Source organism: SAR324 cluster bacterium (assembly GCA_029245725.1).
In the GTDB taxonomy this organism is placed as follows: Bacteria; SAR324; SAR324; order SAR324; family NAC60-12; genus JCVI-SCAAA005.
On record JAQWOT010000213.1, the window covers coordinates 1 to 9,889 of the forward strand.

Consider the following 9,889-nt stretch of genomic DNA (forward strand, 5'->3'; position numbering starts at 1 on the left):
CATGCTGAGCAAATTTTAGTAACTTTTGGATTGGCGATCGTTTCACAGGGAATTATTTAAGCATTTTACGGAGCAAATCCAATTCCCATAATTGATCCAGAGATTGTTTCTGGGTCGGCTTCAGTGGGTGCTTGGTTTAGATTTGGGGATAATGTAATTTACCCTTGGTGGCGTCTTATTTATTTGGTGTTTGCAGGGGTCACCGTAACCGGTGTTTTTTCATTCCTAAATTTTACAACACACGGAATGTTTGTTCGTGCTGGCATGTATGATAGTGAGACAGTTGGCCTCCTAGGTATAAATATAGAAAGAAGATTCACAATCATTTTTGGATTGGCTACGATTGTGGCTGGAAAGGTTGGAGTATTGTATACTCCAATATTACCTCCCGACTATCACATCGCAATGGACTTTCTAGTACTCTCCTTTGTGGTAGTTGTTGTTGGTGGGATGGGATCACTTGAGGGGGCAGTTCTTGTGGGATTTATACTAGGAATACTCCAGTCTTTTGCTTCAATGAATGAGGTAAAAAGTATAATACCTAGCATTGATCAAATCATTATTTATGCAGTAGAATATTGGATAATCTGGTTGGAAGCGTATCAGTCGAAAGTGGACTACCATCAACTACTTTCTTTGGACTAAGTATGAGTGGTTTTAGTGGATTCTACTTCTGTGCAGTGATCATGATCTTTACTTTTTACATTGTGATGAGAATCACTCACTCTCCCTTTGAGTTAGCATTAAGAGCGATTAAGTCAAATCAAGTTCGGATGATGCACACAGGCTTCAATACAAGACCTTACATGCCGACTGCTTTCGTAGTTTCTGTGATGTATGCTGGAATAGTGGGAGCTATTCTGGCAGTTACGGATCCCCTCGTAGGTGCTAAAAAGATGCAGTAGACAGCATCTGGTGAAGTAGTATTAATGATAATTATTGGTGGTGTTGGAACTCTCTTTGGACCATTTGTATGTATTGTTTTAATTAAATATTTTGAATTTTTTTTCATCATTCAATGATCAATTATTGATGGATACATTTAATTTTCTTCCTGATGTGTTAGTTGAACCGGTTGTTAAAATTGTTGGTATCTTTGTTGGGGACGGATGGCATTTAACATTAGGAGCCTTGTTCATGATAATTGTAATATTTCTACCTGGTGGAATTATCGAAGGCATAACCAAACTTAAAAATAAGATTAAGAAGCTTGATAAGAGTCCCTTGACTTCTAAATCATTACAAACTCAGGAGTCTTGATGAGCAAAAAGGTTCTGGACGTCCAAGGTGTCAACAAGAGCTTTTGAGGATTCAAAGCCCTGAATGAAGTTGTTTTTGATGCAGTGGAAGGGGAGACTCACGCAATCATTGGCCCTAACGGGGCAGTAAATCAACTTTCTAAATGTTTGTATTGGCAAGCTGATCCCTGATACGGTTACAGTAATGTTCGATGGTCAATTGATGACTGGGAAGCAACCCCACGAGATCAACCAGGCTGGGATTGTTCGTGTATTTCAAACCCCTGAAATTTTCCAAGATCTGACGATTCTCCAGAATGTGATGATTTCTGCCTTTTCCAAGAGAGGTGGAGAATTTCGCTTCAATGCTTTCACAAGTATGCTGTCTTAGAAGAGCCTACACCAAGAGGCAGACAGCATTTTGGTAGATCTCAATATGAAAAGCATGCTTCATCATCATGCTGGTAGTTTATCTAGGGGGGACAAAAGAAGGCTTGAGTTGGCGATGAGCCTAATTCAGAAACCAAAATAGCTGCTACTTGATGAGCCCACTGCTGGAATGTCGAGAATTGATACGAACCGGACGATTGAATTCCTTTCAAAAACAAATCAGCGGGGGATTACTAGGATCATTATTGAGCATGATATGCATTTAGTATTTAGCCTTTCAGATTGAATTTCTGTTCTTGCCCAGGGACATGTGATCGCTACAGGGCTTCCAGATGAAATTTGAAACAGTCCTAAGGTCAAAGTAGCATATCTGGGAGGAGAGAGCCATGCCTGAGGCAGAAACTACTAAATTTGATAATGCACACCCCTACCATCGAAAGCCAGAAACTGAGCGCAGACCCTATTTTTCCTGTTGGGAATTACAATCTTATTACGGTGAAAGTTACGTCGTACAAAATATCAGTTTTGATATCAGAGAGGGAGAGGTTTTAGCACTCCTTGGACGCAATGGAGCAGGTGAGACCTCTACATTAAGAACGATTGCCAGGACAGATCTTCCAAGCTTGAGATATGGAGAAATCTGGTTGGATCACCAACCCATTCATGAAATGACTTCATATCAGGCTGCTCAACGCGGAATACAATTAGTTCCAGAAGATCGTAGAATCATTGGGGGATTGCCCGTGGAGGAAAATCTCAAATTAGCTCAAATCGTAGAGCCACATAGCTCGTCCTTTGAGTGAATTTATGAATCGTTCCCCAGACTGGCGGAAAGAAGAAAACAGGAAGCAGTGACACTTTCTGGAGGTGAGCAGCAAATGCTTGCAGTAACTGGAGCGCTGGCAAGAGATCCAAAGTTATTGATGCTGGATGAACCCTATGAGGGACTTGCACCTGTAATTCGGGAGGAGATTGCAAGGATTGTTGTGGACATTCGTGACTTGGGGATCACATCGATCATTGTTTAACAAGATGCGATGGCCGTCCTCCAGTATTCTGATCGTGCGGTGATTTTGGATAGTGGAGAGATAGCTTTTTCAGGTTCAGCAGCTGTAGTTCGGTACAACAAGCAACTTCGTGAGCAATATCTTTAAGTCTGAGAATTTGTTTATTTATTGAAGGAAGAACGTGGCTGAGGTTTTGCGCCCACCCAAAAATAATTGAGTGGGCTTTGAGGAGTGTGAGCCTAGAAGTCCGCTTTTTGAGCTGCTCGCAATTCTCTTTTCAAATCCTTGTTTCGCTGCTTTTCTGCAGCCTCACGCTTCAAACGCTTTGCAACAGAGGGTTTGATGTAGAATTTTCTCTTTTTCAATTCTTTAAACAAGCCTTCTCGAATCAAAGTTCTCTTCAATTGCATCATTGACTTGCCGACATTCCCGTCCCGAACATCAATATTTACAGGCATTCTCCTCATTTACTGATAGATTTGCATTACGGTTGATTTAAATAAATAATACTAACACAAAATCTTTTCTTGACAACCCAAGAATTCAGACCCCTTTGATTCCTGCCTCCATTATCATCACTGGTCCAACCGCAAGTGGAAAAAGTGATCTAGCTTTAGAACTTGCTCAAAAAATTGATGGCGAGATCGTCTGTACAGACTCAATGCAGGTTTATCGGGGTTTGGATATTGGGACTGCGAAACCTACTAAAGTGGAGCAATTAGCAGTACCACATCATCAGATCGACCTTTGCAACCTTGATGAACATTATTCAGCTGGCCAGTATGCCCGTGATGCTGAAATTACGCTAAACAAACTGGGAGAGGTTGGGAAGATACCAATCTTTGTGGGTGGTTCGGGGCTTTATTACAAGGCGCTAATTTATGGATTGGACGAGATGCCTCCGATACCCAAAGCAATTAGGCAGTCAGTATTGAATGACTGGAAAATAAAGGGTTTTGAAGAGTGTTATCAAGAATTAGCCAAGTGTGATCCAGAGCTGGCGGCCAGACTTTCACCTCGTGATGCTACAAGAGTACAAAGAGGTCTTGAGATCTTTCGTGCCACACGAAAAAGAATGAGTTCTTTTCAAAAAAGTAAGTTTGGCAATCAGACAACTCGGTTTCCAGTAATGATCTTTGGTGTTCACTGGGAGCGAGACGCCCTCTACCAAAGAATTAACCTGCGAACTGAAGCCATGTTGAAAATTGGCTGGATGGAGGAAGTCAAAGCTTTGCTGGAGCTTTATTCACCCTCACTCTCACCTCTTAACGGGCTTGGATACAAACAAATCATTTCTTACCTCAACGGTGAAATAAACTACAATCAGATGGTCGAAGAAATTCAACAAAAAACGAGGAATTTTGCTAAACGGCAACTTACTTGGTTTCGCCAAGAAAAAAGTCTGAAATGGTTTGAAATCAACAAAAGAGAACAAGTTTTTCAAGCAACGGAAGCTTTTCTTTATGCGTATCATTGACTTTGCTTAGTCAAGAAGGACAAACAGTAGAATCCTGATTCAGTGGTTTGGATTCTAACTTGATTTCTTAAGGGGGATCATCAATTGCAGTTTGCTGATGAGTCTCTTCAGTGACGAAATTCGATTAATCCCGTCTCCCTTAGTCCGGGAAAATTTATGCCGGGACCGCCAAATCCTATTTCTACAAAAAAACAAACACCAAAAGATCAAACAAGCATCTCCGTGAGCATTTTGAAAAGTGCTGGAGTTGTTACTATATTTACATTGCTCTCCAGAATCATGGGTGCAGTGAGGGATCTTTTCATCGCCAACATTTTTGGTGCGGGTTTAATCACAGACGCTTTTATCCAGGCCTTCACAATTCCGAATGTCTTTCGTAGGTTGACAGCCGAAGGCTCCATGACCTTAGCATTTCTTCCGATTTACACCGAAATTCGGGAGCAAAGATCTGCTGAGGAAGCGAAGAGCTTTGCTTCCAGAGTGTTAGGCCTAGTCCTTTTTGGCACTGGTCTGATCTGCGCACTTGGGATGATTTTCAGTCCTCAACTTATATGGTTGTTTGCAGCTGGCTTTGCAGAAGATGTTGAAAAATTTCAGCTAACAACTGATTTTAATCGTTTGATGTTCCCGTACTTGATATTGGTTTCTGTCGTGGCTTGGTCGATGGGGATTTTGAATGCTGAAAAAAGATTTGCAGCCCCAGCAGCAGCTCCAATCTTTTTGAATTTAGCGATTATTGGTGGTGCCATTGGATTAGCGCCTTGGTTAGAGCGGCCCATTGAAGGGTTGGGTTGGGGTGTATTGCTTGGAGGGCTTCTTCAGGTCTTTTTACAAATTCCTTCACTATTTAAGGTTGAACAACCTCTGCTCCCAAAAGTTTTCTGGTTAGATCCAGAGATTAGAAGGCTACTGAAATTGTTAGGACCTTCTCTTTTTGGAGTAGCAGTTTATCAAATCAACATTATCATCTTGCGCAATCTCGCTAGTTTTTTGCCGGATGGACAAGTGTCTTATTATTACAATGCAAGTCGGTTGACAGAATTTGTTCTAGGTGTGTTCGCCTTTGCGATTGCCACTGCAAGTTTTCCAGAACTTAGCCTTCAAAAAGCTAAAACAGATTGGGTAGAGGTCGAGAAAACTTTGAGACTTAGTTTTCACACAACTTTTTTGATCGTTTTACCAGCCACTGCCGGTCTGATTGGGATGGCAGAACCGATTGTCAGCGTTCTTTTTCGACACGGGGCTTTTACTTGGCTAGATGTTCAGGCGACGGCAATCACTTTGATGATTTTTGCCTCGAGTATTCCCGCTGTTGCGGCCGTGCGATTGTTGGTGGCACTCTTCTATGCTATGCAGGATACCAAGGGGCCGGTAAAAGCATCATTATTTAGTATGATACTTACAGGAGGATTAGGGTGGTGGTTGAGTGGAATTTGGGAGGTGGCTGGATTAGCCTTGGCTCTATCTTTGGGGACTTTTGGACAACTCATAGTGTTATGCTGGCTTTTGCAAAGAAAACAGCTGCCTTTGAAGAAATTCTTGTCCTTGAAAGTCTTGGCTAGATATTTCAGCTCAGCTTTTTTGATCGGGATCGGAGTTTGGAGTATCAGCCAACAAAATGACTGGGAACTAGGCCCTGCCTCATCGATGAACTGGTTGCTCTTTTCAACGATGCTGGTTTGTTCAGGATTAGTCTATTTTGCTATCCTCAAAATGACTGGAGATCCCTATTTAACTGATTTGTTGAACAGATTGAGAAAACGCCCTCAAAAATTGCGTTGACAGGAAGTTTGGAAATCCCCCTCCAAAAATCAGGTTACTTCTTCAGCTCTTTTGATCAGAGGATCGATAACTCCCGCCTCTGAAAACCCTTTCTGCCTCAAGTGGCAAGCTGGACAGGTATCACATGGTGGAAAAGTCCCATTATAGCAAGTATGGCTGAAAGATAAGGCTTCTAAAGCTCCTAAATCTTTAGCCATTCTGACGGTTTGAGCCTTGGTTAACAACATCAGGGGAGTATGCAGCACAAACTGTCTTTCCATTCCAAGATTCAGTGCTAATTGAAGAGCCTCAATTGTGTTTTTTCTACAATCGGGGTATCCGCTGTAGTCAGTTTGACAGACGCCTGTCACGATGTTTTCAATTCCCAATTGCCATGCTCTTGCTGCTGCAAAACTCAATAAAATTAGATTTCGTCCAGGAACAAAGGTGTTCGGTAAGCCTTCCTCGATAATGTTTTCTTGATGAGTTTCAACCTCTTCACTTCCCGTCAAAGCATTTCCACCTAATTCTGTAAAAGTGTCGATTGATAGAACTTCATTGTGGACCTTTGCCAATTGAGCAATCTTTTTTGCACACTCCAACTCGATTCGATGTCGCTGACCATAATCGAAAGTCAGTGTCCTCACCTCTTCAAAGTGTTTGAGCGCCCAGTAAAGGCATGTTGTGGAGTCTTGACCACCTGAAAAAACTACAAGTGCGATTTTGGCCTGAGAAGAATTATTCATCGTCAAGTTCGGGTCAGAATTTTTTAATAATACAAAGTTTTTCCCCAACTTATAGGTAAGCATTAAATTAACAGCATACAGTCACCGTAGCTAAAAAAGCGGTACTTTCGCCTAATTGCCTCTTCGTAGCACGACAACAACCGTTGCCTCCCACAAAGAGATGCTACCAACATCAACAAGGTTGATTTGGGGAGATGAAAATTAGTTAGTAACCCATGTATCATCTTGAATTCAAAAGGTGGATAAATAAATATCTGTGTGGTTCCACTTAACTTGGGTTCTTCTTGCCTAGCCAATGTTTCCAACACTCGGACCACGGTTGTGCCTACAGCAACAATACGCCGTCCCTCTTTCTGGTAGTGATTCAATCTGCACCAAACATCTGCATCAATCTCGTATCGTTCTTTGTGCATCTGGTGTCGCCTGGGGTCATCCACTTTCACTGGTTCGAATGTTCCTCTGCCAACGTGTAAGGTCAATTCCTCAATTGGAATTTTTCGTTCGGTCAGTTTTGCCAAAATACCATTTGTGAAATGTAGACCTGCTGTGGGTGCTGCCACAGCTCCCTGCTTTTTGGCATAGACAGTTTGGTAACGTTCCTTGTCGCTTAAACTTGTTAATTCATCTTCAATTTTCCTGGAAATGTATGGTGGAAGTGGGGCGTAACCCTCCATCTCCAATGATTCACTAAGCTGCGTCGGTTCCTCGAAAGAAAGTACCCAACTGCCATCTTCAAGGCGTTCAGTGGCTTGAGCTCTTAGAGTCTTACCGAAGAGAAGAGTTTCTCCCGATTTGATTTTTTTAGCTTTTTTGATCAAAGCTTCCCATTTACCGGTTTGGATTTCCCTTGTTAGAAGTGCCTCTAGTACAGCACCACTCATCCGTTTCCCTAGTAATTTAGTTGGAAGAACCTTAGTGTTATTCAGTACTAATACAATATCGTCTGGTAACAAATGGAGTATGTCATCGAATCTATAATGAGAGTAAACATGCCTTTCCAATGAGAGATACATTAATTTCGAGAGATCTCTTTGGGAAGCTGGGTGCTGAGCGATCAGGTGAGGGGGAAGAAAAAAATCGTAAGAGCCAAGTGTCCAATCTGGGTTCAAGATGTTCAAAATCTAATTTCTGTTCTAAGAGTTAACACATGATGTGGGTGGGTAATTTTGACCATTCAATTGTTGGTTCTGGGTCATCTGGAATAATGGATAGCTTGGTGTCTTGTGTATCGAGAACCTTAGTTTTTACCATAGCCATCCCCACGTAAGTTCCATCATGTCTGGAGGCTGAGATGGTGGTAATCTCTCCAACTAACTCAGTTCCAGAAAACAATGTTGATGAATCATAAATGGTTGCTGAGGCTGGAATTGTTAGACTGACTAATTGCTTTTGTGGGCGCCCCCGAAAAAAGAGCCTTGCATTGGGCTCTTGGCCGATATAGCAACCTTTATTGAAAGAGATATAGTCTTTGAGGGCAGCTTCCTGAGCGAAGTTGTCATTCGTAAAATCTCTACCAAAGACTGGAATGCACTCGATGAGATCCATTTCGTTCCATGCGTCCCAACCTACCCAGCCGCAATCCTCTTGATTCAAAAGTTTATTGGCTACATCTTCAACATCTTTTCCGGGAATCAATAAGCTGTAGTGTTCAACGCCAAGATGTTGATGCTTTGTACAAAGAATCTTTTTATCGATCAAAGAAGTTTCAGAAGTGGTGCTGGACACGTTCAACCCAAGTATTTCTAAAACATTTCGCGATCTCGGTCCTCGTAAATCCAAGCGCAAAATAGAGGGCGTGAGGAGCTGGAATGTAAAATTTTCGCGAATGTGAAACTTGTCCAATAGATTGGCTACTTGGAAACCTTCCCCAGGATAGCTACTTAGGACCCAACTATATCGTGATGTACGCCATATCTCTAAAACATGTTGAATCTTCCCCTTGCTTTGGCAAATTAGGGCAGGTTGAATTTGATTGATATCAATTTTCTCTAAATCTGCTGAGACCATTCCCTGCAGAAAATTTTTAGCATCCACTCCATTCAATTCCAGCAGCAGCCAGGCTTTTCGATCAAAAATCCCCGAGCTCTTTTGCAAATATTTGAGTTCTTGTTCGATCCCAATTGAATACTTCTCAACAACGGCAAGACGGTCAAAGAAGCTAAAATTGGCGCTTGCTTTTTGATGAAGTCCATCAAGTGCCTCGAATGGATTCATACTGAGGATCCTTTTAAAGATTTTTCTGTTTGATAAGTTTTTTAAATTTAAATGATGATCACCCAATTGGGTAGTATTTTTGGAGATTTTCAGGTGGCTTCCATTATTTCAGGAAAAGAGTTAGGTCAACAAATTATCTCAGAATTGAAATCTGAAGTCTTTGCAATTAAGAAAGAGCTTAACATAAGCCCATGTTTGGCGGTCATTCTTGTGGGGGATGATCCAGCCTCTGTAGTATATGTCGCTAATAAGCGTCGAACATGTGAGGAGATTGGGATTATTTCGAAGGCATATGATCTGCCTGCTTCAACAACTATGAAGGAATTGCTGAAGGTTATTCATGAATTGAACAACTTAGCAGAGGTGCATGGCATTCTTTGCCAGTTTCCCTTGCCAGGCGGAATGAATGAACAGGAAGCAGTTTTGGCCATTGACCCTGCAAAGGATGTAGACGGGTTAAACCCTCTAAATGTTGGATTGCTCGCTAATGGCCAACCAAAATTTATCTCGTGTACACCCTTAGGAGTATTGGAAATTTTGAAAAGATATGAAGTCGAAACAGCTGGAAAGCAGGTTGTGGTGCTAGGACGGAGTAATCTCGTTGGGCGACCCTTGGCAACATTGCTTTCTCAAAAAGGGTGGGATGCAACAGTAACAATTTGTCATTCCAGAACTAGAAATCTTGAAAGTCATGTTCAAAAAGCTGACATTGTCATTGCAGCTATTGGTCAACCAAATTTTGTTACAGGCGAAATGCTTAAGGAGAATGCTGTAGTGATTGACGTCGGAATCAACCGACTCCCATCATTTGACCCCAACAAAAAAGGTAAGTTATGTGGAGATGTTGATTTTGAATCTGCATCGCAGAAAGCTTCGGCAATAACTCCTGTGCCTGGTGGCGTTGGGCCCATGACAGTTTGCGCTTTAATTGAAAACACTATAATTGCAGCTGAAAGGATTGGTTGAGCGCCTGAGAAGATTCGAACTTCTGACCTTTAGCTTCGGAAGCTAATGCTCTATCCAACTGAGCTACAGACGCAAATTTATGATGAATTT

The 9,889-nt window shown here is 41.9% G+C and carries 7 protein-coding genes, 1 tRNA gene and 4 pseudogenes; 7 read left to right on the forward strand and 5 right to left on the reverse strand.

From position 1 onward, the window contains the following. From P8O70_11455 to P8O70_11470, 4 pseudogenes are all read left to right on the forward strand, one after another. Positions 1–567, forward strand: a pseudogene (locus P8O70_11455) (branched-chain amino acid ABC transporter permease). Between the two features lie 44 nt (positions 568–611). Then, positions 612–1,260, forward strand: a pseudogene (locus P8O70_11460) (branched-chain amino acid ABC transporter permease). 59 nt (positions 1,261–1,319) lie between these two features. Beyond that, a pseudogene (locus P8O70_11465) lies at positions 1,320–1,971 on the forward strand (ATP-binding cassette domain-containing protein). A 43-nt stretch (positions 1,972–2,014) separates the two neighbouring features. Then, positions 2,015–2,782, forward strand: a pseudogene (locus P8O70_11470) (ABC transporter ATP-binding protein). Positions 2,783–2,874: 92 nt separating this feature from the next. Here the strand turns inward: P8O70_11470 and rpsU are convergent. After that, positions 2,875–3,093 (reverse strand): 30S ribosomal protein S21, encoded by a 219-nt coding sequence (rpsU, locus tag P8O70_11475; GenBank protein MDG2197486.1) that lies wholly within the window; start codon positions 3,091–3,093, stop codon positions 2,875–2,877. A 95-nt stretch (positions 3,094–3,188) separates the two neighbouring features. Between rpsU and miaA the strand changes: the two genes are divergently transcribed. After that, a complete protein-coding gene (gene miaA, locus P8O70_11480; protein ID MDG2197487.1) occupies positions 3,189–4,112 on the forward strand; it encodes a tRNA (adenosine(37)-N6)-dimethylallyltransferase MiaA in 924 nt (307 codons plus the stop codon). A gap of 156 nt (positions 4,113–4,268) precedes the next feature. After that, complete coding sequence (murJ, locus tag P8O70_11485; protein ID MDG2197488.1) at positions 4,269–5,894, forward strand: murein biosynthesis integral membrane protein MurJ; 1,626 nt, start codon at positions 4,269–4,271, stop codon at positions 5,892–5,894. 29 nt (positions 5,895–5,923) lie between these two features. On the opposite strand, the gene queC is transcribed toward murJ, so the two are convergent. The 3 genes from queC to P8O70_11500 form a co-directional block, all read right to left on the reverse strand. Further along, positions 5,924–6,619, reverse strand: coding sequence for a 7-cyano-7-deazaguanine synthase QueC (queC, locus tag P8O70_11490; GenBank protein MDG2197489.1), 696 nt, complete (start codon positions 6,617–6,619; stop codon positions 5,924–5,926). A 62-nt stretch (positions 6,620–6,681) separates the two neighbouring features. Then, positions 6,682–7,737 (reverse strand): tRNA preQ1(34) S-adenosylmethionine ribosyltransferase-isomerase QueA, encoded by a 1,056-nt coding sequence (queA, locus tag P8O70_11495; GenBank protein MDG2197490.1) that lies wholly within the window; start codon positions 7,735–7,737, stop codon positions 6,682–6,684. Between the two features lie 22 nt (positions 7,738–7,759). Continuing rightward, positions 7,760–8,833 (reverse strand): hypothetical protein, encoded by a 1,074-nt coding sequence (locus tag P8O70_11500; protein MDG2197491.1) that lies wholly within the window; start codon positions 8,831–8,833, stop codon positions 7,760–7,762. A gap of 51 nt (positions 8,834–8,884) precedes the next feature. Here P8O70_11500 and folD point away from each other — a divergent pair, with 51 nt between their 5' ends. Then, positions 8,885–9,799 (forward strand): bifunctional methylenetetrahydrofolate dehydrogenase/methenyltetrahydrofolate cyclohydrolase FolD, encoded by a 915-nt coding sequence (gene folD / locus P8O70_11505; GenBank protein ID MDG2197492.1) that lies wholly within the window; start codon positions 8,885–8,887, stop codon positions 9,797–9,799. On the opposite strand, the gene P8O70_11510 is transcribed toward folD, so the two are convergent. After that, positions 9,799–9,872, reverse strand: a tRNA-Arg gene (locus P8O70_11510). The genes folD and P8O70_11510 overlap by 1 nt on opposite strands. Positions 9,873–9,889 lie beyond the last annotated feature (17 nt).

What these genes read in the sequence shown, in the direction of transcription:
- rpsU (MDG2197486.1), bottom strand. Translation starts at nt 3,093, where the DNA reads ATGCCTGTAAATATTGATGTTCGGGACGGGAATGTCGGCAAGTCAATG.
- murJ (MDG2197488.1), top strand. Translation starts at nt 4,269, where the DNA reads ATGCCGGGACCGCCAAATCCTATTTCTACAAAAAAACAAACACCAAAA.
- queC (MDG2197489.1), bottom strand. Translation starts at nt 6,619, where the DNA reads ATGAATAATTCTTCTCAGGCCAAAATCGCACTTGTAGTTTTTTCAGGT.
- P8O70_11500 (MDG2197491.1), bottom strand. Translation starts at nt 8,833, where the DNA reads ATGAATCCATTCGAGGCACTTGATGGACTTCATCAAAAAGCAAGCGCC.
- folD (MDG2197492.1), top strand. Translation starts at nt 8,885, where the DNA reads ATGATGATCACCCAATTGGGTAGTATTTTTGGAGATTTTCAGGTGGCT.